This is a genomic window from Dulcicalothrix desertica PCC 7102 (genome assembly GCF_003991905.1).
Taxonomy (GTDB): domain Bacteria; phylum Cyanobacteriota; class Cyanobacteriia; order Cyanobacteriales; family Nostocaceae; genus Dulcicalothrix; species Dulcicalothrix desertica.
The window spans coordinates 16,030-41,971 of the sequence record NZ_RSCL01000026.1 but is presented as its reverse complement, the minus strand read 5'-3'; the positions used below and the strand labels follow the sequence as shown (position 1 = coordinate 41,971).

The window sequence follows — 25,942 nt, the reverse complement described above, 5'->3', positions numbered from 1 at the left end:
CTTACACAAGTAAGCGTAGGTGTGAACCTTCTTGAGTTTTGGTAACTTCGATACGTGCTTGAAAGGCTTCTTTGAGATGTGGCATGTGTGTTACCGTCAGGATACAAGCGAAGTCTGGAGCTATAGCGTTTATTGCTGCTATTAAACGGTCACATCCTTCTGCGTCTTGTGTCCCAAAACCTTCATCGACTATCAGCATTTGCAGCGCGGCGCCTGCACGTTGTGCTAATAATTTAGCTAGTGCAAGTCGTATTGCAAAGTTGATTCTAAATGCTTCACCACCTGAATAAGTTTCATATGCACGTGTTCCTCGTGCATCTGCAATGAGAATATCTAAGGTATCTATTAATTTGGCATTTTTCTTTGTAGATTTGCCGTTGCGTCCATGTCGTTGTGTAACAAATTGTACGTGTAACTGATTGGCGGTTAAACGCGAAAGTAATTGATTTGTCTCGGCTTCAAGCTGAGGTAACACGTTTTCAATCATGAATGCTTGGATACCATTTTTACCAAAGGCTTGCGCTAATTCCTGATATACACGCTGTTGGTTGCGTGTTTCAGTCAGTTGTTGCTGTTGCTCACCGTACTGAGTTTGTAAAGTGTCTAAGTACTGCGATTGCTGTTCGAGTCTTCCTAAACGTCCAAGCTGTTCGTCGAGTTGACGGCGCCTAATTGCTAATTGTGCTTCTAATGTTTGAATTTGTTGTGTTGGGTTAGCACTTTGTTTTAATTGCTCAATAGTTGCTTCGATTTGCGATGCTAAACGCTGACGCTCAACTCCACGAAGAGCTAATGCTGCACTTAACTCATTTAACCGCGATTGCCGGGTGGGGTATGTAGTTTTTGCATTATGTAACTCTTGGTAACGTAGATGCCAAGCTTGTGCAGTACGAAGTGCGGTGCGAATGTTGTTATGCTCATTATTGTCGTAACCAATGGAAGCAATATATTTATCTAAAGCTGCAATTTCTAAAGCGCATTCAGATTCTACTGCCTCTAATTCGATACGTCGTTCTAAATCAACGATTTGCGCTTCTAACTCTGGTTTACGCTTGTCGAGTTGCGCTTGTCGCTTTGCCGCATCTTTAATTTGCCCTTGTTTAATTTCTGCCCATCGCCATCTTTCAACTTCGTTACGTGCTAAAGCATGGTCTTGTTCGTTGTAATTTAAACTTTGTATATACTCGTCAAGGTGGCGTAATTCCTCTTGTTGGTCAGGTGCATAATCTCCCAAATGTAACGCACGTTCTAATTTTTCTTTTTCAGCAGCAATTTGATGTAGATGTTCTTCTGCATCGCTACTAGATTCTAACTGCGCTGCTAATTGTCCTCTTTGTTCGCGTAATGTATCGTAAGGGGATAATTTTTGGGAGATGTCGCGGTATTCTTGCCTTAAAACTTGAATTTCACGGTCAGATACAGCCATTTGTTCGCGGAACACCCATAGCTGTCCTTCGGTATCTTTATATTCTGTCTCTGTTTTACTAACAACTCGGTTCCAGTGATGTTCATCTAAAGGACGTTCACATAATGGACAAATGGCGTTAGGTGTTTTGAGAAGCTGTAATTTTTGTTCGAGTTCGCCCAAAAGTCGCTCATATTCGCGCTGCTGTGCTTGCAAACGCTCGATAAAATGGCGCCGTTCTTGACCTTTTTCTTGAACTCGCTGTAAATAAACGCGCGTTTTTTCGAGTTCTTCTATTTGCGCTGCGACTGCTAATACTGCCTGTTGAATTTGCGGTTGACGTTTTGTTGCACGCTGTAATTGAATTTCATTCGTTTCTAGTTGTTCAATACGCGCTACCAAACCCGCATGTGCTTTATCGAGATGGCTTTGCAGTTGAGTGCGCTGACGCAATATCGGGGCAACGCGCATTTGCAAATCATCAAGATGTGTTAAATGATTACGAGATTCCCGTAACTTTTCTAAAGCAGCTTCAACTTCTTTGGATTTATTCAGTGTTTGTTGAATATCCCGTTCTTGTTGCAGTACCGCTTCTAATTGTGCCTCCGCTTGCTGTAATTGTCGCTCTAAAGCATTAATTTGTTGATTAAGCTGCTGCTGTTTTATACCACGCTGTTGCTGAGTACGGGTAAATTCTTGAAATTTTGTCGAAAAAGCTTCTTCTTTTGCTTGCAAATTTTGGTAATGTTGGTACCCTGCGATGATATCTTTTTCACGTTTCAATAATTCATCTAATTTAGCCAACTCGGCGCCAACACTAAAACGGTCTTTTTCTAAACGCTCACAGTCTTGGGTTAAATTCGCAAACGAAGAACGCACAAAACTAAGTTGCTCTTCCCAAGATTTGCGCTGGTGTTCCACAACCTGCAAGCTTTGCAATTGTATTGTTTCAAACTGCTGTTGCTGTTGAAGTTGGTTAAGTTCCGCTTCTAATGAATTGCGCTGAGTCGTGATGGTATCCCGGTTTTGCAATTGACTTTTAATTGTGTCCAGGGTGCGTTCTATCTCATCTGAGCGAACTTTTAAAGTTTTTGATAGTTCTTTTGCTCGCTCCTCTAATTCATCATACTGGTTAAGCTTTAGTAACTCAGCTAATATCTCTTTACGTTCAGCCGGACGCTTGAGCATAAACTCGTCAGCGCGTCCTTGGCGAAGATAAGCCGAATTTATAAAAGTATCGTAATCTAGCTTGATATGGGATTGAATTAAATCTTGAGTTACCCTTAGTCCCTTACCAGTTAAAGCCTTAAAACCACTTGGCGTTTCGATTTGAAACTCTAACCCCCCAGTTCCCCCACGACTGCGAGTTCTAATGACACGATAAATTTGTTGATTTGCCTCGAAGACAAAATCAACACGCACATCTTTACTGCCAGTATGAATTACATCATCTTCTGAAGCGGCACGACTTTCACCCCATATTGCCCAGGTGATTGCCTCTAATAGCGAAGATTTTCCGGCGCCGTTTGAGCCGCAAATACACGCGGTATGCAAACCGTGGAAATCCAACGTGCTAGAGCGATAACTCAGAAAATTTTTGATGGTAAGTTGTAGTGGAATCATCGATTAGCAATCCGTAGCATCTTACTTTTTGTGGTTTCAAGGAATAAGAACAAACATACACCTAAACGTTAGTGTAACTATCTATAATGCATCTTTCTAGTCTTCTCGACTGCATCTTTACAAATGTTTACAGTTTTTGAGAGATTTAACGTTTGTAAATAGCCACTCAACTATTCTTTGTCTGCAAAAAAGTTTTGCTCTGAAAAAATAAAAACAATTATTAAGGAATTATTAAGGAAAGGCTTTTCACTATTATACTCAGCACTCAGCACTTTCTACTCAGCACTATAATCCTGCGGATTGATATAATTGGCGAACGATAGCGAGAATTTTGGCGCCATAATTTCTATCAGCAGACCAGCGACCAGATAATTGTTCAACAATAGGTGCCACACCGCGTGTTACAAATCGGAATCTGGGGTCAACAACTTCTTGTGATAACGGGTCAGAACTGGCGTAAGCTTTAAGATGTTGAATATGTGCCCTAACACCAATACGTGCGCTTTCAAATGTAGCAGTTTCCGAACCACCTTCAACAGTACCGAGACCAGCAAAGTTATTTTGCTGAGGTTTTATATTACCACTAAAGCGCAAAAAATCAGTCTCTAAACACATTTGGCAAAAAGCAATGTCATGATTTACACCTTCAATTCGAGCTTCTTCGATATAAAGTGAAGGGATATCGGGAAACTGTACGGAACCAGATTCATTTTTGCTACGTAGGAAGATGTGTAGTTGAACTTCTGATGCTCTACCCGAACCCATAATTTCATTAATTTCTTGGTTTGAAGATGCCGATTTTAAGTTAAGTGTGCGAGTTGCGCTATCCCAACCAACCGACACACCTAAAGTACGCAAGTCAACAGCTTTAACATAAGTAGCTCCTTGGTAAGTAACTCGACCGAGAGAACCTTTAGATAAATCAACTTGTAATTCGTCGGCTAAGTCAGTAGGCATATAAGCGCTACCGCTAACTAAAATTCCTCTATTGGGATAATTTTTGCTATTAATATTAATATTGATAGAAGGATATTCTGGTTCGCTAGGTGTTCCACTTGGGTCAATGACACGACTCCAGGATATTAAACCCTCTGCAATTCCCACTGCAAAATCACGGCGCCGAGTTTGCAACAGTCTCCTATCTTCGGGACTAGTTAAAAACCCTACTGCCATAACCAGCGCAGCAATAGATGTTTGACGGCAAAAAGCTAAACCACCTGTACTAATACTTGTATCAGGTCTAGTACCACGATTAGGTAATTGGGAAACACGTTGAATTAAAGCTAACAATAACAAATCAGCATTAGTTTTACGTTCTGCATTATTGCCTATGAAAAACACAGTAGCACCACGTACCGAAGGATTAGGCGCCGCATCAGTTTGAATTTCGAGCGCAACATCGCGTGAATTTGCACGGGCATTAATCCAATTAATAGTACCCCGTGCGCTTAAGTCATCAGGAACTGAGAGAACTTGCCAATTTCGACCGCGTAACTCAGTAACTATTAAATCTCGTAGCAAAATCATTTCGCGAGCTTCTGTAGTACCCCCAGCAATAGTACCTGGGTCAATTCTTCCGTTTTCTCTACCTCCGTGTGCTGCTGAAATAAATATACGTCCCATTTCTCAGTATTTCCTTTGCTAAAATCATTATTGCAGGCGAATTAAGTTATATCATTCAATCCTATGCAAATCCCTCGCTTACACCCCGATACAGTAGAAGAAGTCAAACAACGAGCTGATATATATGATGTCGTCTCAGAATATGTTGTTTTACGTAAGCGTGGCAAAGATTATGTAGGGTTATGTCCTTTCCACGATGAGAAAAGTCCTAGCTTTACAGTTGTTCCAACTAAGCAAATGTACTATTGCTTTGGTTGTCAGGCAGCAGGGAATTCAATCAAGTTCGTGATGGACTTGCAGAAGCGCTCATTTTCGGAGGTAGTATTAGACTTAGCGCGTCGCTACCAAATTTCAGTAAAAACGCTTGCACCCGAACAAAGACAAGAATTAGAGCGTCAAATATCGCTACGTGAGCAGTTACATCAAGTTTTAGCACTGAGCGCGCAATTTTACCAACATGCGCTCAAAAATTCAGGTGGTGGCGCCTTAGATTATTTACAGAATAAGCGAAAATTAAGTCCAGAAATAATCCAGCAGTTTGGTTTGGGGTATGCACCACAGGGTTGGGAGACTTTATATAGATATTTAGTCGAAGACAAGCATTATCCTGTACAGTTAGTGGAAAAAGCAGGTTTAATTAAACGTCGTAAAGAAGGAAGCGGGTATTACGATGTATTTCGCGACAGGATAATAATTCCGATTCGCGATGTAATGGGGCGTGTGATAGCCTTTGGTGGTAGAACAATGGGAGACGAGCAACCAAAGTATTTAAATTCCCCAGAAACCGAGTTATTTAGTAAAGGCAAAAACTTATTTGCACTCGATGCCGCTAAAAATGGCATATCACAATTTAACTCTGTTGTGGTAGTAGAAGGATATTTTGATGCCATAGCGCTTCATGCTGCTGGAATAAATAATGCTGTAGCATCGCTAGGAACTGCATTAAGTATCGAACAAGTTAAATTAGCACTACGATACACTGAGTCAAAACAACTAGTTCTCAACTTCGATGCAGATAAAGCAGGTACGAATGCAGCAGAACGTGCCATAGGAGAAATAGCTGACTTAGCATACAGAGGAGAAGTGCAGCTTAAAATTCTAAATATTCCTGACGGTAAAGATGCAGATGAATATTTACATACCCATTCAAGCCAAGAGTACCAGCAATTATTAGCTCAGGCGCCGCTATGGTTGAACTGGCAAATTGAGCAAACCATCAAAGACAAAGACCTTAAACAAGCAGTAGACTACCAACAAGCATCGCAACAAATCGTAAAATTACTTAAAAATATAGTTAATCCAGACACACGGTCTTATTACGTAACATACTGTGCAGAAATTCTGAGTTTAGGAAACGTGCAGTTAGTACCTTTGCGAATAGAAAACTTACTAACACAAATAAATAAGAGCGCAAATTCGGCGCCTAATAAAAGCATCATAAATCGTGCGAGTACACCAAATAATAAAGAAACAGAAAAATCAAAACCCAGGATAGAAAAAAGCTTACTAGAAAAAGCAGAAGGGTTGGTGCTACAAATATTTCTACATTGTCCAGGGCAACGACAAAACATAGTAGACATTATAGATAAACGCGACTTGCAATTTAGCCACTCGCACCATCGGTTCCTGTGGCAAAAAATTCTAAAAGTGTTAGAAGAAACATCAGACGAATATAATTCTGCCGTAATATCAAAATTACAAGATGCATGTCTAGAAAATCCAGAAGAAACGGCGCCAGTTACACACCTGTTTCATTTAACACCACAAACTAAATCAGAAATATTACGGGCACAGCAAGTAATTAAAGCAGCAATTGCCTGCATGGAAATAGCCATGTGTGAGAAGCGTATACAACATTACAAACAACTTTGGCAAGAAATTGACCCAGAAGTTGACCGCGAACGGCATGACTATTATTATCAAGCGTTTTCTGAAGAGAGTATTAGGCTCAAAGGGTTGGATAAACAGCGGCTGTTCTCGATACTAGATTTGTAGCTATTTTGCCAAGGAAATTGCAAAAATTAAATTATCCATCTTGTGGAATGGGCATCCTTGCCCGTTTCAATATTCAGGGCGAGCAGGGATGCCCACCCCACAAGAAAATTTTGAGTATTTTTTATTTGGAAGTTTCTAAGAAGATATGATGTACATCATGCTATAAGTTTATACTCATGATTAATGTTAAATCTTTATCTACCAAAGTCACCCAAGCCACAAACGGGCTAATGTTTCCCGCGACAATCTGGTTTGCAAGTCGTACATTGATATTAGTAGCAATGCTGCTAGTGGCGCCATTACTACCAGCACCCCGTAATGGAATTGCCGCAACATTTGGGTTAGGGGTCTTTTCAGGTTGGGATAGTATACATTACTATAACATTGCGACTTCAGGATACGAATACATTAATGGTAAAGGTAATGTAGTATTTTTTCCTCTTTATTCGTTGACAGCGCGCGCGTTGATGAGTATCGGCTTACCTTTTGAAGTTGCGGGTATATTAATTAGTAATTTAGCATTTTTGCTATTTTTATACGTATTGTATCTTTGGCTATATCAATATCAAGGTGAAAGAGTTGCACGTTGGACAGTTGCACTTGCTGCGTTATTTCCATTATCAATATTTACGGCAACAATATATACAGAGGCATTATATTTATTACTTAGTACAGCAGCATTGCGAGCATTTGACCAAAATAAATATACTCAAACAGCAATATTCGGCGCCTTAGCAACAGCAACACGTCCCACAGGGTTAGCATTAATACCTGGGTTTTTGTTAGCAGCATGGAAACAAAATAAATTACCCAAAGCTTACATAGCAGGACTTTTAACAAGTATAGGAGTAGTTAGTTTCAGTATTTATTGTGCAGTACAGCATGGAGACGCGCTTGCATTTATTCATGCTCAAAAAGCTTGGCGCCCAAACCCAGGTTTTGACTGGCAGACATGGTGGAAAATGCTAATGCAAATCACCGTGGGGATACGGAATTATAAACACGGTGGTATCAAAGACATTACCCATCCTTTGATATTTTTAATTATAGTAGGATGTGGTTATTTGCTGTGGCGCCATCGAAATAAATTAAGTGCAGCAAAAGTAGATTATGGTTTTGGCGTATTATTCTTGGCTTTATGGTTACTAGCAGGAGACCCCGTAATAAATACTTCAGTATTTATTGTAAGCACTTTCTTACTTTGGCACTACCGCAATGAATTAACCCCTGTAACGTTATTTTATGGTTTATTGGGAATGGCAATGCTGTTATTATCAGGTGGAACTATTTCACTTTCGCGTCTTGTTTACGGTATTGTCCCTACAATAATCGCATATGGAATTTTTCTCGCGCGTCATCCCCGTTGGGGCTACATGAGTATAAGCTTTTTCACAATACTATTATTTATTTTCAGCATACGTTTTGCACAAGACCTTTGGGTTGGCTAATGGCAACAGATACAACAGATACAACGGATGTATACAATAAACGGGTAAAAGCTTCACCTCATGTCATGCTGAGGCACGTTAACGCAGTTTTCCCGCAGGGTAGCATCTAATGTCATGCTGAAGAACAAAGCATTTAAAATATTTTTAGCAAAGAATTATACCAGCCAATGACCAATTAATACACAATATGACTTATTAACTAACATCTTCTACTAAACTTGAACTATTAACAATTTTTAGATGTGTCATGCCGACCTATCGATCCAAAACCTCCACTCAGGGACGCAATATGGCAGGCGCCCGCGCGCTTTGGCGTGCCACCGGAATGCATACAGAAGATTTCGAGAAGCCAATCATTGCGGTCGCTAACTCCTTTACCCAATTTGTACCCGGACACGTTCACCTAAAAGATTTAGGTCAATTGGTGTGCCGTGAAATTGAAGCATCAGGTGCTGTTGCCAAGGAATTTAACACCATTGCAGTGGACGATGGCATTGCTATGGGGCATGACGGGATGCTTTACAGTTTACCCTCGCGCGAGATAATTGCCGACTCGGTTGAGTACATGGTCAACGCCCATTGTGCCGATGCCTTGGTGTGCATTTCCAACTGTGACAAAATCACTCCTGGTATGTTAATGGCAGCCCTGCGTCTTAACATTCCTACAGTCTTTGTTTCGGGTGGTCCGATGGAAGCAGGCAAAACTAAGCTCTCAGAACACAAACTGGACTTGGTAGACGCTATGGTGGTTGCTGCGGACAACAGTATCAGCGACGAGGTTGCCGAAGAATATGAGCGTTCCGCGTGCCCAACGTGTGGCTCTTGCTCTGGCATGTTTACAGCAAACTCTATGAACTGTTTAACCGAGGCTATCGGTCTCTCTTTACCAGGCAACGGCACCGTACTCGCCACCCATTTCGACCGTAAGGATTTGTTCCTCAACGCCGCGCGCACTATTGTCAACATTACCCGTCGCTACTACGAGCAGGACGATGAATCGATACTGCCACGCTCTATAGCCAGTTTTAAAGCGTTTGTAAATGCCATGACGCTGGACATTGCGATGGGAGGCTCCACCAACACCATTTTGCACTTGCTTGCTGCCGCACATGAAGCCAATGTAAATTTTACCCTAACCGACATAGACCGCCTTTCACGTAAAGTACCGCAACTCTGTAAGGTGGCGCCTAACACACCTAAGTATCATGTTGAGGATGTCCACCGTGCTGGCGGCATTTACAGCATTCTTGGCGAGCTAGACCGTGCTGAACTTCTCCACACCGACGTACCAACAGTTCACAGTAAGACGTTGAAAGAAGCGCTCGACCACTGGGACATCATGCGTACTAACTCAGAAACCGTTCATACTTTCTTCAAGGCTGGCCCTGCGGGTATTCCAACTCAGCAAGCTTTCAGCCAATCAACTCGTTGGGCATCACTCGATCTAGATAGAGAAAACGGCTGTATCCGCAGTATTAAAAACGCCTTCAGCACTGAGGGTGGACTTGCAGTGCTATACGGCAACCTCGCCGAACGCGGTTGCATTGTTAAGACGGCAGGCGTTGACGAAAGCATTCACGTATTTAAAGGTAAAGCGCGTATTTATGAAAGCCAGGATGCCGCAGTCAAAGGAATTCTCAGCGACGAAGTGGAACCGGGCGACGTGGTAATTATTCGCTATGAAGGTCCGCGTGGTGGGCCTGGTATGCAAGAAATGCTGTATCCAACAAGTTACATTAAATCTAAGGGTCTGGGCAAAGTTTGTGCATTATTGACTGATGGTCGCTTCTCAGGTGGTACTTCGGGACTCTCAATAGGTCATGCATCTCCAGAAGCCGCAGCGGGTGGTAACATTGCTCTAGTTCGCGACGGCGACTTAATTTTAATCGACATCCCCAATCGCAGCATTAATGTAGATATATCAACAGAGGAATTATCCAACCGTCGTGCTGCAATGGAAGCAAAAGGCAAAGATGCCTGGAAGCCTGAACAAAAGAGGCAGCGTCGGGTGACAGCAGCACTCAAAGCTTATGCATTGCTGGCAACTAGTGCGGATCAAGGCGCCGTAAGAAACCTGGAAATGCTCGAATAGGAAAATAAGCGTATATTTAGAGGCGCCTTCTTGAACCGTTACATTCAAAAGCTTGAAAGTAAAAAAACGCTCAAAACAAAGTAAAAACGACTAAAAGGCTGAATAAATTATGACCCAAGCTCCACCATTACTAGTAACCTTTGAAGAATTTACCGCATGGCGCCCTGAAGGTGGGCGTTACGAATTACATGATGGAGTAATTGTAGAGATGTCGCAGCCAGTCGGCGAGCATGAGGATGTAACAGGCTTTTTAACTTGTAGAGTTAGTGTCGAGCTATACAAGATGAATCTTCCGTATATGATCCCCAAAACTGCGTTGGTTAAACCACCCGAAAGTGCATCAGGTTACTCTCCTGATGTTTTGTTAATAAACCGTGACAATCTGGTAAATGAACCCTTATGGAAAAAAGAATCAACTGTCATGGATGGTGCTTCTATACCATTTGTGATTGAGGTTGTAAGTACTAATTGGCGGGACGATTACCATAAAAAGTTTGCTGATTATGAAATTATTGGCATCCCTGAGTACTGGATTGTAGATTATGCTGCGTTGGGGAGTCGGGAATTTATAGGCGACCCCAAACAACCTACTATTTTTGTATGCGAACTAATCGATGGAGAATACAGAAAGAAAATGTACCGAGGCAATGACTTAATCATTTCTCCTCTATTTCCTGACATTAACCTTACCGCGCAACAGATTTTTGACTCAGCTTTGCAACGATAAAATACCCAAAACTTGACAATTTGCACTCAGCACTCAGTACTAAGCACTCAGCACTTTCTACTTTGCAAAGCTATAAATTTTCTGTGTTTGTAAGTGGTCGTGACAAACTGAAGAAGGCGCCGTAGTTCCAACATCAAAAACTTCACGGTCTAGTTGTACTTGTAGGTTGCTGAGTGGGTCAACACCAGGGGAAACTAGAAATTCTAGCTTTTCGATGTAAGGTAAATCTATTAAGTTATCTAATATTTGGCTCACAGCTTGTATATAAGGATGACCTGTTTGAGAGTACCAGTCTGCTGCTGCCATGCCAGGTTGGTCAAAACCGAGGTGTACTGCTAACGATGGTTTATCGAACAGTGCTATCGCTAATGGACGCGCGTCTTCTTGTAATAATAAGTCGTGGGTTTTTGCTAAATATCTTAGTTTCTCTAATCTTTCATATCTATCGGTGACACATTGTGGGTCGTCTTTCCAATGTATTGCTACTGTTAATAAATAGGTTTGCAGCAGCATGTGCCCGAGTTTCTCGGCTTTTGTGCTTAAGTAATAAGAGTTATAGTCGTTTGCTTCGATTAACAACGGTACTCTGTCTACAATTTCTAAATCATAACCTTTCAAACCAGCAATTTTACGGGGATTGTTGGTAATTAAACGTATCTGGTGTAAACCTAAATCCATGAGAATTTGGGCGCCCATTCCATAGTCACGCAGGTCAGCAGGGAAACCCAAACGCTTGTTAGCTTCGACTGTATCTAAGCCCATATCCTGCAATGAGTAAGCTTTGAGTTTATTAATTAACCCAATACCTCGACCTTCTTGGCGTAGGTATACAACAACACCTTTACCCGCATTTTCAATCATCTTGAGTGCGGCTTCAAGTTGCATTCTACAGTCACAACGTAATGAACCTAGTGCATCACCGGTGAGACATTCTGAGTGCATTCGTACCATTACTGGTTCATCAACAAAAGTGCTAGGGTCGCCTTTAACAATGGCAACGTGTTCTGTATTGTTAAGAATATAGCGGTAGCCGTAAATATTAAACTGACCAAAACTTGAAGGTAGTTTGGTGACAGTTTCGCGAACAATTAAACGGTCGTGCTGTAAACGGTAACTAATTAAATCGGCAATACTAATAATTTTCAGGTTATGCTGCTTGGCGTATTCGATTAATTCAGGTAATCGTGCCATCGAACCGTTACGGTTTTGGATTTCACAAATTACACCAGCAGGATATAAACCAGCTAACCGTGCTAAGTCTACTGCTGCTTCGGTGTGACCCGCACGCTTGAGAACTCCACCTTCTTTTGCCCGTAATGGGAAAATATGACCAGGGCGCCGTAAGTCTTCTGGTTTAGTTGCGGGGTTTAAAGCTACTTGAATAGTTCTGGCACGGTCTTCGGCGGAAATACCAGTACTAACACCTAAATTTGGTCCTGCATCAATACTGACTGTGAATGCAGTTTGATTAGTATCTGTAATATTTCGTACCATCAAAGGCAAATCGAGTTCATCGAGACGCTCACCCATCATTGCCAAACAAATCAAACCGCGCGCTTCGACAGCCATAAAATTAATGGTGTCAGGTGTAGCAAATTGAGCAGCGCAAATTAAATCACCCTCGTTTTCGCGGTTCTCGTCATCAACCACCACGATAGAACGACCAGCTTTTAAGTCAGCTAGGGCGGCATTAATCGGGTCAAATCTAAATTCAGTAGCTAGTTCTTCTTGATGCTGCGACACAAATGTTAATTATCCGGCGACCAATCGTAAATATCATTGTAGCTTATGATGTTAACTCACGAGCAAATTATTCGCGGTTCTCGTTCTCGATTCGCACTGTTTGCGTTTTAATACTAGAGTAAGTTTTTGACTAAACAGCAAATTACAAAAACAGATAAGGATTTTGATATTATGGGTAATTATAGACGCGTAAGAGTTGGGATAGTTGGCGCGTCCGGTTATGGCGGAGTTCAGCTAGTGCGATTGTTAATAGACCACCCAGATGTAGAGGTAGTGTACATGGGGGGTGATAGCACTACTGGTAAAAAATTTGCGGATATTTACCCGCACTTAGCACACGCAATTAACTTGACAGTTGAGAAGGTAGACCCAGAAGTTATTGCAGAACGTTGTGAAGTAGTCTTTCTTTCAGTTCCCAATGGTTTAGCTTGCCAAATGGCGCCTATACTCTTGGCAAAAGGATGTAAAGTATTAGACTTAAGCGCCGACTATAGATTTACTAATTTATCAACATACTCAGCGTGGTACGGAAAAGAACGAAGCGACAACGAAACAGCATCAAAAGCCGTATATGGCTTACCAGAACTATACCGCGAACGCATAGCAGAAGCACAACTAGTAGGATGTCCGGGTTGCTATCCAACAGCGAGCTTACTGGCCCTTTCACCATTACTCAAACAAGGACTAATAGTACCTGAAACAGCCATTATAGACGCAAAATCAGGCACATCAGGTGGAGGACGCGAAGCCAAGGTTAACATGTTACTAGCAGAAGCAGATAACTCAATAGCAGCATACGCCGTAGCAAAACACCGTCACACCCCAGAAATTGAGCAAATTTGTAGCGAACTGGCAGGACACGAAGTAACAGTCCAATTTACACCGCACTTAGTACCAATGGTGCGCGGTATCCTCTCCACCGTCTACGCAAACCTTCGTGACCCAGGATTAGTACGTGACGACTTAATCACCATTTACCGCGCGTTCTACCGTAACTCCCCGTGGATTAAAATTTGTGACGCTGACACATACCCCCAAACAAAATGGGCATGTGGCAGTAACCTTTGTTACATAGGTATAGAAGTTGACACCCGCACCGGACGAATTATTGTAATGTCCGTCATCGACAACTTAATTAAAGGGCAAGCAGGACAAGCAGTTCAATGCATGAACCTCATGATGGGCTGGGATGAAACCCTAGGACTACCCAAACTAGGCTTCTACCCTTAATTTGCCAAAAATTATTGTCTCTTGTGGCACAGGCATCTTGCCTGTGCAATCCAACAAACCTTGCAACGGATAAAACGGATGTAACGGATGAATAACTCTCTCTTGTGTAGGAAAATATCGGTACATTTTAGACACCAACATTTTTTACGTTTTCGGTTCACCTCTATCCGGGTAGCAAGAGCATCATTCCAAATGTGGAAATACTCACCTATTAAAAATGTCTTACGCATTGTAAGCAACTACCTAATACCAGTAAGTGAATTATCAACCCTCTACACATGGGTTTAGACACCAGCATATAGCGAAGCGCCTAACTTAAACTCTTACAAATTTAAGCTTTTCAGTATATCGCTTATAGAACTTCATGCCAATATTTCTACAAGCATTTAAACCTGAATGAATCATGTAACCGTTTCTAGAAATAGCCCATAAACCAGGATGGTATCCTTGAGTATTTTTAAAAGTATCCCATGCAGATGGATTAGTTGCTAAATACTCTGCAAATTCGTGGTCATTAGTTCTTAATAATTCGGAATTGTCGATAGCCGAATATTTAGAAGTGTTTTTGGGGTTGACTCTTGCAGATAAAAGATTGTGTTTGGTTCGCGCAATATGACTGGTATATAAGTAGATTTTTGATTTCAACCAATACATACGCTTTTGATTTGAGCGCTTTGAATATTTTCCTTTAATCGGGCGAAGTGAAGTTAAATATTCAAAGACAATAACCTTACAATCATGTTTGACTGCAAAATTCACAATCTCCGAAGAAATTCGGTATCCTTCCGACTGTTCACGATTACTAATTTTAGACCAATATTTTGGAGCAAATCCTTTAGATACGGAAACAGTTTGGTTCCTAAGCTTAGCAATCTTTCCTAGTTCCCTCTTCCTACGTCTGATGTGTGAAGCGTGTCCTTTTACGAAAGCTCTCGCAACTTCATGAACTTCACCATTAACGTCGGGTTCTAATACTGAAAGAGTGCAAATGGTATCACCATCTAAGTCAATATCTACCGCGCAGATGCGTTTGTCTTTTTGGGCTTACACATTCGCTACGACAGAAAGAACCTGTTTTGATTTGTCCTGCGCGTGTAGCAACTGCGTGCGTCGGTAGAGTAATATATATTGAGGAAAGCGTAAATTCATGTGTTGAGGTAAAGCGCTTATTTTTAGATTAAATTATTTAACCTTCACATCAAATACTGAGGCACCAAACATGCAAGGGTTAGAGCAACACGCATGTTAGCCTTTTATATCAACTACTTCTATGCTCGCTTGAAGCGCTCTAGTTGAAATGCGAGAACCAATTTTTGCTGTTAGTGCTGAAAATAATATTTATAGCCATATTTTAGGCGTTGTCTTTCCTAATACTATATAATCTACCAAGAGTTATCCTTACAAAAATTATCAATCAATGGGAATCGTTACTACTACAATCACTGTCACAAATTTTGAGGATGAAGTATTGGCAACACACGGTTATATACCATCTGAAAAAATTCGCTCTATTACCATAAATAATGCTGTAGTTCGCACACGTACTCATTTTCTATGTTTACCAGCTGATGTTATTGCTAAATTAGATTTACCTTTTGTAGAAGAAATAGAAGTTAAAACTGCGACTGGAATTAGAACAGTACGCCTTTTTAAACATGTAAGTTTAAGAGTGCAGGGACGAGAAGCACTGTCTCGTTGTATTGAGTTGTCTGAAGATGAAAGCGCAATTTTAGGTTTGATACAGCTCGAAGAGTTAGGGTTAAAACCTGATGTGGATAATCAGCAGTTAATTGTGCTTCCTGATACTGGAAAGGATACTTATCATTTAGCTTACTAGTAAAGACCGAATATATTCGGTCTCTACATTATTAAATATTAAATGCCTTTTGGACCCATGCCTACTCTTCCTGCGTAAATTGCGCGTGAACCGAGTTCGTCTTCGATTCTAAGTAAGCGGTTATACTTAGCAACACGTTCGCTACGACACAAAGAACCTGTTTTGATTTGTCCTGCGCGTGTGGCAACTGCTAAGTCGGCAATTGTGGTATCCTCGGTTTCGCCGGAACGATGGCTGATAACTGAACGCATACCGTTACGGGTAGCTAAATCAATTGTTTCTAAGGTTTCGGTTAAGGAACCAATTTGATTTAACTTGATTAAGATGGCATTAGCTGCTTTTTGGTCGATACCTTTTTGGAGACGAGTGGCATTGGTAACGAACAAGTCATCACCAACTAGTTGCACTTTGGAACCAATTTTTGCTGTTAGTGCTTGCCAGTTTTGCCAGTCTTCTTCGTGTAAGCCATCTTCTATTGAAACAATGGGATACTCGTTAGATAATTTGGCTAGATAATCTATAAATTCACTCGGTGCATGAGGTTTACCGTCATAGACATATTGCCCATCTTTGTAAAATTCACTTGCGGCAACGTCTAACGCTAAAGCTACTTCTTGCCCTGGTTTATATCCAGCTTTTTCAATTGCTGCTATAAGTAACTCTAGAGCAACTTGGTTTGATTCTAAGTTCGGTGCAAAGCCACCTTCGTCACCAACACCTGTTAGCAAACCTTTATCGTCGAGTACTTTTGCCAAGGTAGCAAATACCTCAGCACCCCAACGCAGTGCTTCACGGAAACTAGAGGCGCCTACTGGCACTATCATAAACTCTTGAAAATCAACGTTGTTTGACGCATGGGCGCCACCGTTGATAACGTTCATTAAAGGAACTGGGAGCAAGTTAGCTAAAGGTCCACCCAAATAACGGTACAAAGGAATAGCTAAAGCTTCTGCACCTGCTTTTGCCGCTGCCAAAGATACAGCTAAAATTGCATTGGCGCCCAAATTCGCTTTATTAGGCGAACCATCGATAGACATCATCGTGCGGTCGATGAGTTCTTGGTTGAGTGTGTCAAGGTTTAATAACTTTGGCGCTAGTACATCTTTGATATTTTGTACAGCTTTTAGTACTCCTTTACCACCATAACGATTTTTTTCACCGTCTCGAAGTTCGTGCGCTTCAAAAGAACCTGTCGAGGCGCCACTGGGAACTTGAGCCAACCCAACGGCACCGTTAAATAAGTGAACCTCAGCCTCTACCGTTGGTTTTCCGCGCGAGTCAAGGATTTCACGCGCAATAATTGTCTCAATTGCAGTATCAATCATGTGTCTCAACGTCCTTTTATACTTTTGCTCGTTCCATAACAGTAAACAGTCACTCGCTGCCCGACAATCTAGCATAGGACGACTGCGGGACTTTGTAGACAGTCAATTAGAAATAATTCATTAAATACCCTCACAATGTCCTCAAACTTTCCGCATAATCTTTTAGTAAACCCATACCTGAATCAAAACAGAAGAAAGTAAACAAAATGACTCAATATCAACAAAAAACTCACCCTTACGTTTCACTGTTTGAAATCCCGGCTGGTTATCTCAATATCATGGGGTATGTTGATGCATCAGAGGTAAATGGTCCTGGTTCGCGCGCCGTTGTTTGGGTGCAGGGGTGTATGCGCGAGTGTCCGGGTTGCTTTAATGAAGCTTCTTGGTCGTTTGAGATTAATCAACTCATATCTATAGATAACCTGGTTGAAAAAATCCTTGCTGACCCTCGTAACCTTGGAGTGACGTTTTCAGGTGGAGAACCCTTTTGGCAAGCTTCTGCACTCGCCAACCTTGCCAAAAAAGTTAAAGCAGCAGGTTTAAATGTCATGTCCTTTACTGGCTTTACCTTAGAACAACTCCAATCTGATTATGCCCCAGCTGGCGCCAAAGACTTATTAACACAACTTGATATTTTGATTGATGGCGCCTATGTTGAGGGGTTAGCGGTGAACTCTCCTAATTCTCCAGTTTCTTCAAGTAACCAGCGAGTCCATGTTTTTAACCCAGCACTCTCTGACAAAATTAATTGGGCGAGTGACCAGATTGAGGTTCATATTTTTAAGGATGGTAGCCGCTTAATAACTGGTTATCAAGGGGGGTTGGAGTTGACGACTGAAGATTAAGTTTATCGGTAGTGTAGGGAAGGGCGGGTTTAGTGGTTCCTTGTACTATGTTTATTATTGGGTGAACCCGCCCTTACGAATATACATCCGTTACATCCGTTACATCCGTTGCCAACGACCCATTACCAAAAGCTATACTAGACTAGGTATAGATATCAAATTTTATACCATTAACTCAAAACGCTACGACAAAACCGTTTCAATAATTCTAGTGTGAGGAATATGGTTTCAGTTTCATTTTCAAAATATTTAGCAAGTGCAGTAAGTATAATTGCTGTAAACTTTGGATTTATTGGTTACAGTAATGCAGTGCCTACGCACTTGCAAGCTCCAGCGAGTCTATCTATAGCGTCGTCGTCAAAACCTGCAACGGCAACTTCTTCTCAATTAGATTTACCGTTACTAATTAAAACAGGAGAAAGTTTTTTTAAAGGTAATAATTATCAAACTGTATCAGAAATGCAGTTAAGAGGAACAAAGCAAAATACAGATGTTACCTTTTATATACAAGCCAAAACCATAGTTAATTCAACGAATCAATTTAGGTCAGAAATTGCCTTTACTCAAAATGGTAAACCAAGCAAAGAATCAGCAGTTGTTGTTTCTGATGGTAAACAAGTTTACATATATAGACCTGATTTGAAACAATATAGTGTAATTTCATCTCAAGCATTTAATAAGTCGGATGATTCATTTTTAATTGGTCTTTCTTCATCGTTTTTCCTTGAATTTGCCAATAATATGGGTAAATATATTGCCAGCGGCGCCTTATCTCAACCAGAAGTTATCAAAGAAATTAACACAGCGGCAAACCAAGCAATTCAAGGAGAAACACGCGACATCGAAGGCAAGCAAACATACGTATATTCATTCAACGACCCCAAACAAGGATATACTATAAGTGCTTTCGTTAACCCACAACTAGCCAACCTCGAACAAATGCAAATTGTTGGCAAAGACGACGGGTTAGATATTGCAATAATCGAAAAAATTCAACAGCGCACCGAAGTCAAAAATCTGGCGCCACAAACCTTCAAATTTACACCACCATTAGGCGCCAAAAAAGTAAAATCCCTATCAATTAGCCCCTTCTAATATCAGCTTCATACACTAGATGCGCGAATAACTATCAATAAAACTCTTGTGGGATGGGCATCCTTGCCCGTCCCTTCATACAAAATAATTACTTTACATTCCCATAACAGGCACACATTACTATTATTCTAACGAAATCAAATTGATTAAATTAGAAAACCGCTTAAAGTCGCTTACATTGTGTGTAATTAGCTGAGGAATATCATAAGCCAGCATTGTCGCAACAATATTAGCATCGTGAATTTGCCTACCCCCAACAGTTTATTTTTGAAGTAAATCTAATAAATTTTGAGTAACTTCAAAATTATCTTCTGCAACTAAAAATTGGTTTTGAAAGTCTTCGATGTCTTTTTTAAGAGTTCCAGGTGATAAAGTAATAGTAAAATTTTGTGGACGACTAAGGGTTGCTAGGTACTCTCGCAGAACTTGCCTGCTAATCCATAAATTATTACCAGCAGCACTCAATTCTACAAGAGTTTGCCGTGCGATTGCGTGCAAAGGAGCAGTTACTACGCTAGCAAAAACAAGTATATTAGTGTCAATAAAAATAGAGTTTTTATCTACCGTCGTCACCGTACATATCCTCACGTCTTAGAGAAAGATTAGGATTCCAAGCACCAAGGTCATGTTTAGGAAGATTAAGAAGCGATGACTTGACTTCAGGAAGTGAGTTTCCTTCAATTACTAAAACAACCTGATACTCTCCAGGAGGCATAGCAACTGGGATATTTACACTCAGTTGACCACTTGTGTCTATTTGTACTTTGGTTTGAAGAGTTTTCATTGTTGGATAACAGTAGATTAGTACTTCTATTTAATCATAAACGATATGATGACATGAAGAAATGCATCTAAAATCTTTATAAGAAGCTCGAAGGAATAAATTTATGCGTTTACTACACACAATGCTACGGGTGGGGAATCTTGAAGAGTCGTTAAAGTTTTACTGTAACGTCCTGGGGATGAAATTACTACGACGAAAGGATTATCCGGGTGGAGAATTTACACTCGCGTTTGTTGGGTATGGTGACGAATCTGATACATCGGTGTTAGAACTAACTTATAATTGGGGTAAAGAAAAATATGATTTAGGCGATGCTTATGGTCATATTGCACTTGGGGTGGATGATATTTATGCTACCTGCGATGAAGTTAAAAAGCTTGGTGGTAAGGTAACGCGCGAACCAGGGCCCATGAAACACGGTTCAACCGTTATTGCATTCATTGAAGACCCCGATGGTTATAAGGTAGAACTAATACAGTTGGGTACTCAGGGTTCAGAAGCCAAAAATGAAACTAATCAACAGTTAGTTAATAAATAATTTTTACATATAGTGCAGGTGTGATGGAGTTGAACCCTAAACAGTACGCGCGGTTGTCGCAGTTGCAACCGCTCCCTAAACTCATTGGTTTATTGAGTTGCGGTATATTTAGCCAATTGTGTTTTCCTTCAATGGCATCTTTACCACATCATGAGGCGCCTACACTTGACGTAGGTGTTCAAGTTGCAGAATTTTCCCCCATAGCTACTGACCCTGTAACAACTCCAGATGGCAACCCAAATGCATTAGAGCAATTACCGATGGTGAACGAACTTTCGGACGTTAAACCAACTGATTGGGCATATCAAGCGTTAAAGTCGCTAATGGAACGTTACGGTATATTATCGGCGTATCCAGACAAAACATTTCGCGGTAATAAACCAATGACGCGATACGAGTTTGCCGCAGCACTGGCGACAACTCTTGATAAAATCGAAGGAATACTCGCGAATGCCATCGGTGACCAATATGTTCGGCAAGATGCTATTACAGTTCGGCGCCTGCAAAAAGAGTATGCTACTGTATTAAGCCAAGTTAGGGAACGTATCGACAATACAGAGTCTAAAGCTGCGGAACTTGAAGCAAATCAATTTTCGACCACAACAAAATTACAAGGACAACAAATAGCAGCTATTACAGGGGGAAGTAGTGCTTCGAGTACAATTGTTTCGCGTACTCGTTTGAACTTAATAACTAGCTTTAATCAAAAAGATTTACTCGTTACTCAGTTAGAGTCAGGTAATAACGGTAGTGATGCTGTGGGGGCAGAACAGCGAGAAGGGTTTAATTTATTAGGTAGCGCAGGTTTATTTGCGAATGCTGGTGGGCTTGATTATAGTGATTATGAGTCAAATTTGAAACTAAGGCGCCTATACTACACATTTCGTCCCCAGGATGACTTAGCTGTAACAGTAGGGGCAAAAATGGCGCCACGTGATTTTATCGATAAAAACTCTTATGCTAACGATGAAGCACTTGATTTTAGTTCTGGTATATTTTTAAATAATCCACTTATCATCCAAAATCAAATCGACCGTACATCAGGAGCAGGTATTGCCGTAGCATGGAGTCCAAAAAATAGTAAATTTGCAGCACGTGGTTTATATATAGCAGCAGACGCAAATCAACCAACTCAAGGCATATCAGCAGACAGGCGCCAAGCGAGCGTAGAAGTAGAATATGCTCCTAGCAATCAGCTAAAATTAAAATTACAATATACTAACGCTCAAATTAACGACACTGATATCAACGCTTTTGGTGTTAACGCCGAGTACCGGATGAATCTAAACACTGGGTTTTTTGGAAGAGTGGGGTACGGAAGTTACGAAGGATTTAACACCGCTATCAACCGTAATTTAGACGCACATCCTTTTAGTTGGTCAGTAGGTTTACAACAGCGTAACCTTGTAATACCGGGAACCCTTGCTGGAGTAGCAGTTGGTCAACCTTTTGTAACAGGTGACTTAGGAAACGCAACTCAAACTAACTTCGAGGCATTTTATAACCTTAGACTTAGTGACAGCGTAAGCGTCACCCCCATATTTACCATCGTCACCAACCCCGACAACGATAAAGATAACGGTACAATCTGGCAAAGCACCCTCAGAACAGTATTTTCGTTTTAAATTATGTAGAGACGTGACATGTCACGTCTCCCCAGGAGTCAAGAGTTAAAATTAATATCAGGTCAACATGTCTTAACGTGTAATAATCTCTAATGGTTAAACAGCTAGCTTCTCTTCTAGCCTTTTGTACTAGTTACAATAAAGTTGGCGCCGAGGTTTAAGCTTTTAGCATGATGCAGTCTTACTGAAAAGGCTGCAAAATGCGAGTATATATATTGTAGATAATTCTGCTAAGTAAAAAAATTAAAAATCCTAACCTTAGACGTGATGTATCACGTCTCTACATTACTCTTAACTCATAACTATTTAAAATGCAGCCTACAGACCCCGATAAATTTACAGATAAAGCTTGGGATATCATTGTTAAGTCGCAGGATATCGTTCGTGCTTACCAACAGCAGCAGTTGGATGTTGAGCATTTAATTATTGCTGCCTTACAACAAGATAACGGATTAGCCGCGCGTTTAATTAACCGAGCAGGCGCCGATGCCAATAAAATACTACAGCAACTCGAAGATTACGCACGTCGTCAACCAAAAGTTGCTCGTGGCGAACAATTGTATTTAGGTCGTAGTTTAGACACAATGCTTGACCGTGCAGAAGAAGCACGAACACGAATGAATGATTCGTATATATCAGTAGAGCATATGCTGTTGGGTTTCGTTGATGATGAACGTATAGGAAAAAAAGTTCTCAGAAACGTTGATTTAGATGTAACGAAGTTAGAGACTACAATTAAAACGGTACGTGGTAGTCAAAAAGTCACCGACCAAAACCCAGAGTCACGTTACGAAGCACTACAAAAGTTTGGACGCGATTTGACGGAAGCTGCAAAAGCTGGGAAACTTGACCCTGTAATTGGGCGTGATGATGAAATTCGTCGAGTTATTCAAGTACTATCGCGACGCAGTAAAAATAACCCTGTGTTAATTGGTGAACCTGGGGTTGGTAAGACTGCTATTGCCGAAGCTTTAGCACAGCGGATAGTTAATGGTGATGTACCTGAGTCTCTGAAAAACCGTCAGTTAATTTCGCTTGATATTGGTAGTTTAATTGCAGGCGCCAAATATCGTGGTGAATTTGAAGACCGTCTCAAAGCCGTTCTACGTGAAGTTACTGAATCGAACGGGCAAATTGTTTTATTTATAGATGAGCTACATACTGTAGTTGGTGCAGGTTCTGGGCAACAAGGTTCAATGGATGCTGGAAACTTGCTCAAGCCAATGTTAGCACGTGGTGAATTACGGTGTATCGGCGCCAGCACTTTGGATGAGTACCGTAAATATATAGAGAAAGATGCCGCATTAGAAAGACGTTTTCAACAAGTATATGTAGACCAACCCACCGTTGAAAATACAATCTCGATATTACGGGGTTTGAAAGAACGTTACGAAGTTCACCATAACGTCAAAATATCTGATAGTGCGTTAGTAGCTGCTGCCACATTATCAGCACGTTATATTTCCGACCGTTTTCTACCAGACAAAGCGATTGACTTAGTTGACGAAGCTGCGGCACAATTGAAAATGGAAATCACTTCCAAACCAGCGGACTTAGAAGCGATAGACAGGCGCCTAATGCAGTTGGAAATGGAAAAGCTTTCCTTAGCAGGAGAAGAAAAAACAACTCTACAAACCAAAGAAAGATTGCAACGTATTGAGTCAGAAATTTCGAGCTTAACCGAAAAACAGCACGAATTAAATGACCAATGGCAAGGTGAAAAAAATATATTAGAAGCAATTAGTGCCTTAAAGCAAGAAGAAGAAAAGCTGCGGGTACAAATTGAGCAAGCCGAACGCGCGTATGATTTGAATAAAGCAGCGCAGTTAAAGTACGGCAAATTAGAAGGAGTGCAGCGCGAACGCGAAGCCAAAGAAACCCAATTAGTAGACTTGCAAAGCGAAGGTTCGACTTTATTACGCGAGCAAGTTACCGAAGCTGATATTGCTGAAATTGTTGCTAAATGGACGGGTATTCCTGTAAACCGTTTATTAGAATCGGAACGGAAAAAGCTTCTACAACTCGAAAGTCATTTACATTTACGTGTAGTAGGACAATCTGAAGCAGTCGAAAAAGTTTCTGCTGCCATACGTCGCGCGCGTGCAGGATTAAAAGACCTCAACCGTCCCATTGGTTCATTCTTATTTATGGGACCAACAGGTGTAGGAAAAACCGAGTTAGCACGTGCATTAGCACAATTTATGTTTGACTCCGACGATGCCATAGTGCGTCTTGATATGTCTGAGTACATGGAAAAACACTCAGTATCTCGACTCGTCGGCGCCCCTCCAGGATACGTTGGTTACGAAGAAGGAGGACAACTTTCCGAAGCAATACGGCGCCGTCCTTACTCGGTAGTGCTATTGGATGAAGTCGAAAAAGCGCATCCAGATGTATTTAATATACTTTTACAAGTACTCGATGACGGTAGAATTACAGACTCTCAAGGACGTGCTGTAGACTTTCGTAACACCGTAATTGTCATGACCAGCAACATCGGTAGCGAACATATCCTTGATATTTCCGGCGATGACAATCAGTATGAAAAAATGCGTAACCGCGTATTAGAATCACTTCGAGTCCACTTCCGTCCCGAATTCGTCAACCGCGTTGATGATTTGATAATCTTCCATCCTCTCAGCCGTAGCGAAATGGGTCAAATCATTAGAATTCAACTCAAACGAGTCGAAAACTTACTCGCAGACCAAAAAATCAGCTTAGAAATATCAAAAGAAGCTTGCGAGTATTTAATCGAAGTCGGTTACGACCCAACATATGGCGCCAGACCCATCAAACGCGCAATACAAAGAGAAGTCGAGAACACTTTAGCAACCAAAATTCTCGAAAACACCTTTGTCCCCGGAGACACCGTTGTCATCGACAAAGCAGAACACGGTTTGTCTTTTGATAAAAAGGCGCCTGCCAAAATACCCGTAGCTCAAACAACAGTCCAATTAATCGAAACAACCTCCGAAGCAAGCTAACTTAAACAGCAACTCTTGTGGAATGGGCATCCTTGCCCGTTCTATCAGGATAGAGATGTAGTAACCCAACATCAACCCATTACAATATAAACCGCCTTAGAATGCAATTCTAAGGCTAATAGCAAAAGTACGTTATAAACGTACTAAAATCATCAGCTTAAAGGCTATATAAGTCAAAAAAATGTAAACAGCAGTAAATTTACTCTCAAAAAATTTTATTATATTTAAATGCTTAAATTCAAAGTTAGCATTAAAACATGAGTGACGAAGAAATAATTGAAGAATTTTAAACATTATATAACTACAAAAAGGAAACAATATGAGTAAGTTATACGAACTGCTAGAAAAAATTAAGCTGCATACCTGGAATGTATTTAGGTACAGCCTCAATAACTTCCCTAAGAATGTTTTGGGTAGTTACCAATTTGCTCGTCGAGAAATGGGATTAGAAAATCAAGACAGCGAAGGCGACTTTTATAAAAATTTCCAACCGTGGCTACAACAAAAATTAGAGGTAAAAACAGTTAATTCTTGGGATAAAATTATTTTGCTCTATTCAGTAGACGAAAAAGAAGGTATCACATACTTTTTCCAACTTTTAGATGAGTTTTTGAAACGAGACAAGACTTTAGAAAATTAGAAAAGCGATGCTGTTCACCTACCAGCAGTAAAAGCTTAGTAAACCAAGATGGCGTGGTATTATGACGCTTATATATCCTCTTTGTTGGCGTATTATAAAACATGAAATTAGGAATGGTAAAGTTGGTTGGGCTTTTGAACGTCCAGCGCTGTTTTGTAATCTCACAAATTTACCGACCCCGAATTTGAAAAATTTGGATATAGAAGCATTTTTTGGGACAACTAAGAAAGATGTAGTTGTAGAATTATTTCGCATTAATGGTGGACAGCATGGATATTACTTAGCAAACCTACTAGAGAAAAAATATTACTATTGCGGCGCCACTGAGGAAGATTTACAAGCCAAGTTGAGAGAACTGGGTATTGATGTATTCAAGTAATTGT

The 25,942-nt window shown here is 40.9% G+C and carries 20 protein-coding genes; 13 read left to right on the top strand and 7 right to left on the bottom strand.

The genetic code is table 11. The annotated features are described in order from the left end of the window. Window position 1: 1 nt before the first annotated feature. Complete coding sequence (gene sbcC, locus DSM106972_RS39575; RefSeq protein WP_127085833.1) at window positions 2–3,028, bottom strand: exonuclease subunit SbcC; 3,027 nt, start codon at window positions 3,026–3,028, stop codon at window positions 2–4. A gap of 285 nt (window positions 3,029–3,313) precedes the next feature. After that, window positions 3,314–4,651 carry a hormogonium tapered terminus morphoprotein TftA gene (gene tftA / locus DSM106972_RS39570; RefSeq protein ID WP_127085832.1) on the bottom strand — a complete coding sequence of 446 codons (1,338 nt, stop codon included), beginning with the start codon at window positions 4,649–4,651 and terminating at the stop codon, window positions 3,314–3,316. A gap of 63 nt (window positions 4,652–4,714) precedes the next feature. Between tftA and dnaG the strand changes: the two genes are divergently transcribed. The 4 genes from dnaG to DSM106972_RS39550 all read left to right on the top strand — a co-directional run bounded on the left by dnaG (window position 4,715) and on the right by DSM106972_RS39550 (window position 10,913). Next, the gene (dnaG, locus tag DSM106972_RS39565) at window positions 4,715–6,646 is read left to right on the top strand and encodes a DNA primase (protein ID WP_127085831.1); all 1,932 of its coding nucleotides are present in this window, start codon (window positions 4,715–4,717) and stop codon (window positions 6,644–6,646) included. Between the two features lie 176 nt (window positions 6,647–6,822). Then, window positions 6,823–8,094, top strand: coding sequence for a mannosyltransferase family protein (locus DSM106972_RS39560; RefSeq protein ID WP_186538507.1), 1,272 nt, complete (start codon window positions 6,823–6,825; stop codon window positions 8,092–8,094). A gap of 247 nt (window positions 8,095–8,341) precedes the next feature. Beyond that, window positions 8,342–10,186, top strand: coding sequence for a dihydroxy-acid dehydratase (gene ilvD / locus DSM106972_RS39555; RefSeq protein ID WP_127085830.1), 1,845 nt, complete (start codon window positions 8,342–8,344; stop codon window positions 10,184–10,186). 109 nt (window positions 10,187–10,295) lie between these two features. Beyond that, window positions 10,296–10,913, top strand: coding sequence for a Uma2 family endonuclease (locus DSM106972_RS39550; RefSeq protein ID WP_127085829.1), 618 nt, complete (start codon window positions 10,296–10,298; stop codon window positions 10,911–10,913). 57 nt (window positions 10,914–10,970) lie between these two features. Here DSM106972_RS39550 and ribBA read toward each other — a convergent pair whose 3' ends face one another. Beyond that, entirely contained in the window at window positions 10,971–12,656 is a 1,686-nt protein-coding gene (gene ribBA, locus DSM106972_RS39545; RefSeq protein ID WP_127085828.1) for a bifunctional 3,4-dihydroxy-2-butanone-4-phosphate synthase/GTP cyclohydrolase II, read from the bottom strand. A 171-nt stretch (window positions 12,657–12,827) separates the two neighbouring features. Here ribBA and argC point away from each other — a divergent pair, with 171 nt between their 5' ends. Further along, window positions 12,828–13,886 carry an N-acetyl-gamma-glutamyl-phosphate reductase gene (gene argC / locus DSM106972_RS39540; RefSeq protein ID WP_127085827.1) on the top strand — a complete coding sequence of 353 codons (1,059 nt, stop codon included), beginning with the start codon at window positions 12,828–12,830 and terminating at the stop codon, window positions 13,884–13,886. 315 nt (window positions 13,887–14,201) lie between these two features. Here argC and DSM106972_RS39535 read toward each other — a convergent pair whose 3' ends face one another. Beyond that, window positions 14,202–14,645, bottom strand: a complete 444-nt coding sequence (locus DSM106972_RS39535) for a hypothetical protein (RefSeq protein ID WP_145837614.1) — start codon at window positions 14,643–14,645, stop codon at window positions 14,202–14,204. A 658-nt stretch (window positions 14,646–15,303) separates the two neighbouring features. Between DSM106972_RS39535 and DSM106972_RS39530 the strand changes: the two genes are divergently transcribed. Further along, window positions 15,304–15,723, top strand: coding sequence for an aspartyl protease (locus DSM106972_RS39530; RefSeq protein ID WP_127085825.1), 420 nt, complete (start codon window positions 15,304–15,306; stop codon window positions 15,721–15,723). 38 nt (window positions 15,724–15,761) lie between these two features. On the opposite strand, the gene eno is transcribed toward DSM106972_RS39530, so the two are convergent. Beyond that, on the bottom strand, window positions 15,762–17,048 hold the full coding sequence (eno, locus tag DSM106972_RS39525) for a phosphopyruvate hydratase (protein ID WP_127085909.1): 1,287 nt from the start codon (window positions 17,046–17,048) through the stop codon (window positions 15,762–15,764). A 206-nt stretch (window positions 17,049–17,254) separates the two neighbouring features. Here eno and DSM106972_RS39520 point away from each other — a divergent pair, with 206 nt between their 5' ends. Together DSM106972_RS39520 and DSM106972_RS39515 are read left to right on the top strand one after the other, a co-directional pair. Beyond that, the gene (locus DSM106972_RS39520; protein WP_127085824.1) at window positions 17,255–17,893 is read left to right on the top strand and encodes a 4Fe-4S single cluster domain-containing protein; all 639 of its coding nucleotides are present in this window, start codon (window positions 17,255–17,257) and stop codon (window positions 17,891–17,893) included. A gap of 222 nt (window positions 17,894–18,115) precedes the next feature. Then, window positions 18,116–18,988, top strand: coding sequence for a LolA family protein (locus DSM106972_RS39515; protein ID WP_127085823.1), 873 nt, complete (start codon window positions 18,116–18,118; stop codon window positions 18,986–18,988). Window positions 18,989–19,249: 261 nt separating this feature from the next. Here DSM106972_RS39515 and DSM106972_RS39510 read toward each other — a convergent pair whose 3' ends face one another. Beyond that, window positions 19,250–19,561, bottom strand: coding sequence for a type II toxin-antitoxin system VapC family toxin (locus DSM106972_RS39510; RefSeq protein ID WP_127085822.1), 312 nt, complete (start codon window positions 19,559–19,561; stop codon window positions 19,250–19,252). After that, window positions 19,545–19,772, bottom strand: coding sequence for a hypothetical protein (locus DSM106972_RS39505; RefSeq protein WP_127085821.1), 228 nt, complete (start codon window positions 19,770–19,772; stop codon window positions 19,545–19,547). Before DSM106972_RS39505 ends, DSM106972_RS39510 begins: the two co-directional genes overlap by 17 nt. 103 nt (window positions 19,773–19,875) lie before the next feature. On the opposite strand from DSM106972_RS39505, the gene gloA reads away from it, so the two are divergent. From gloA to DSM106972_RS39480, 5 genes are all read left to right on the top strand, one after another. Then, window positions 19,876–20,310 carry a lactoylglutathione lyase gene (gene gloA / locus DSM106972_RS39500; protein ID WP_073624080.1) on the top strand — a complete coding sequence of 145 codons (435 nt, stop codon included), beginning with the start codon at window positions 19,876–19,878 and terminating at the stop codon, window positions 20,308–20,310. Between the two features lie 23 nt (window positions 20,311–20,333). Further along, window positions 20,334–21,935 (top strand): iron uptake porin, encoded by a 1,602-nt coding sequence (locus tag DSM106972_RS39495; RefSeq protein ID WP_127085820.1) that lies wholly within the window; start codon window positions 20,334–20,336, stop codon window positions 21,933–21,935. A gap of 311 nt (window positions 21,936–22,246) precedes the next feature. Then, the gene (clpB, locus tag DSM106972_RS39490; RefSeq protein ID WP_127085819.1) at window positions 22,247–24,919 is read left to right on the top strand and encodes an ATP-dependent chaperone ClpB; all 2,673 of its coding nucleotides are present in this window, start codon (window positions 22,247–22,249) and stop codon (window positions 24,917–24,919) included. Window positions 24,920–25,238: 319 nt separating this feature from the next. Next, window positions 25,239–25,559, top strand: coding sequence for a hypothetical protein (locus tag DSM106972_RS39485; RefSeq protein ID WP_325052263.1), 321 nt, complete (start codon window positions 25,239–25,241; stop codon window positions 25,557–25,559). A gap of 61 nt (window positions 25,560–25,620) precedes the next feature. After that, window positions 25,621–25,938 carry a hypothetical protein gene (locus DSM106972_RS39480; protein WP_127085818.1) on the top strand — a complete coding sequence of 106 codons (318 nt, stop codon included), beginning with the start codon at window positions 25,621–25,623 and terminating at the stop codon, window positions 25,936–25,938. Window positions 25,939–25,942: the final 4 nt, after the last annotated feature.

Excerpts from the sequence above, each read along its gene's own strand:
- sbcC (WP_127085833.1), bottom strand. The coding sequence starts at position 3,028 with ATGATTCCACTACAACTTACCATCAAAAATTTTCTGAGTTATCGCTCT.
- tftA (WP_127085832.1), bottom strand. The coding sequence starts at position 4,651 with ATGGGACGTATATTTATTTCAGCAGCACACGGAGGTAGAGAAAACGGA.
- dnaG (WP_127085831.1), top strand. The coding sequence starts at position 4,715 with ATGCAAATCCCTCGCTTACACCCCGATACAGTAGAAGAAGTCAAACAA.
- DSM106972_RS39560 (WP_186538507.1), top strand. The coding sequence starts at position 6,823 with ATGATTAATGTTAAATCTTTATCTACCAAAGTCACCCAAGCCACAAAC.
- ilvD (WP_127085830.1), top strand. The coding sequence starts at position 8,342 with ATGCCGACCTATCGATCCAAAACCTCCACTCAGGGACGCAATATGGCA.
- DSM106972_RS39550 (WP_127085829.1), top strand. The coding sequence starts at position 10,296 with ATGACCCAAGCTCCACCATTACTAGTAACCTTTGAAGAATTTACCGCA.
- argC (WP_127085827.1), top strand. The coding sequence starts at position 12,828 with ATGGGTAATTATAGACGCGTAAGAGTTGGGATAGTTGGCGCGTCCGGT.
- DSM106972_RS39530 (WP_127085825.1), top strand. The coding sequence starts at position 15,304 with ATGGGAATCGTTACTACTACAATCACTGTCACAAATTTTGAGGATGAA.
- eno (WP_127085909.1), bottom strand. The coding sequence starts at position 17,048 with ATGATTGATACTGCAATTGAGACAATTATTGCGCGTGAAATCCTTGAC.
- DSM106972_RS39520 (WP_127085824.1), top strand. The coding sequence starts at position 17,255 with ATGACTCAATATCAACAAAAAACTCACCCTTACGTTTCACTGTTTGAA.
- DSM106972_RS39515 (WP_127085823.1), top strand. The coding sequence starts at position 18,116 with ATGGTTTCAGTTTCATTTTCAAAATATTTAGCAAGTGCAGTAAGTATA.
- DSM106972_RS39505 (WP_127085821.1), bottom strand. The coding sequence starts at position 19,772 with ATGAAAACTCTTCAAACCAAAGTACAAATAGACACAAGTGGTCAACTG.
- gloA (WP_073624080.1), top strand. The coding sequence starts at position 19,876 with ATGCGTTTACTACACACAATGCTACGGGTGGGGAATCTTGAAGAGTCG.
- DSM106972_RS39495 (WP_127085820.1), top strand. The coding sequence starts at position 20,334 with ATGGAGTTGAACCCTAAACAGTACGCGCGGTTGTCGCAGTTGCAACCG.
- clpB (WP_127085819.1), top strand. The coding sequence starts at position 22,247 with ATGCAGCCTACAGACCCCGATAAATTTACAGATAAAGCTTGGGATATC.
- DSM106972_RS39485 (WP_325052263.1), top strand. The coding sequence starts at position 25,239 with ATGAGTAAGTTATACGAACTGCTAGAAAAAATTAAGCTGCATACCTGG.
- DSM106972_RS39480 (WP_127085818.1), top strand. The coding sequence starts at position 25,621 with ATGACGCTTATATATCCTCTTTGTTGGCGTATTATAAAACATGAAATT.